Genomic DNA, 659 nt, shown 5'->3' with positions numbered 1-659 from the left:
CTGCACGACGACCGACTTCTCCTGGCCGTCCGAGAACGCGTCACCGACGTGCGGTTCCGTGTCCTTCCCGGTGAGGGAGGCCCAGTCGACGAAGATCGGGTTCTTTCCGCCCTTGATCACCTCGTCCGAGTTCGGCTTCTGCACGTACTTGCACACCCATACCTTGTGCGGGTCCTCCGGTGAGGCGGAGGCGCTCCAGCCGGTCGCCAGTGCTGCGGCACCGCTGACGGCCAGGCCGCTCGCAGCGATCAGTGTCACGGCCCGGCGCGGGACGCGAACGGTCATCTCTTTCATGTTGTCTCCCCTTGTGTCGTGGCGGCGCCTGATTCCCCCGGGCGCCTCGAACCCCGAGTGGCACCGACATACCCCTGCAATCCCGCTCAGCCACGACTTTTCGCAAACCACTTTTGGGCGAATTGCCTTGTGGCACAATGGGATTAGTCGCATAAAAGAATTATGGGCGAAATGTCCAGAGCCATAAGGCTGCGAGTGCGTTCGACAGCCCGCATTTGTTGTCGGCACCCCGAGTTGGCGGCGGTCCCGGCCCACTTCACCGCGCATGTGCACGGCGGGCGTCATGCGACGTACGCTCGTGCGGTCGCCCACCATCCCCGGGCGGCAGCCGTCAACGACGACACAGAGTCAGGACTTCATGGCGC

1 protein-coding gene is annotated in these 659 nt (G+C 64.2%); it reads right to left on the bottom strand.

The features are described from left to right. The coding region (locus ABD194_RS19425) for a hypothetical protein (protein ID WP_343994554.1) at positions 1–294 on the bottom strand (294 nt) is incomplete at its 3' end. Positions 295–659: the final 365 nt, after the last annotated feature.

It is taken from the genome of Terrabacter terrae (genome assembly GCF_039529575.1).
GTDB classification, from domain to species: Bacteria; Actinomycetota; Actinomycetes; order Actinomycetales; family Dermatophilaceae; genus Terrabacter; species Terrabacter terrae.
The sequence above is the reverse complement of the archived record's forward strand: the minus strand, read 5'-3'. Positions and strand labels throughout refer to the sequence as shown.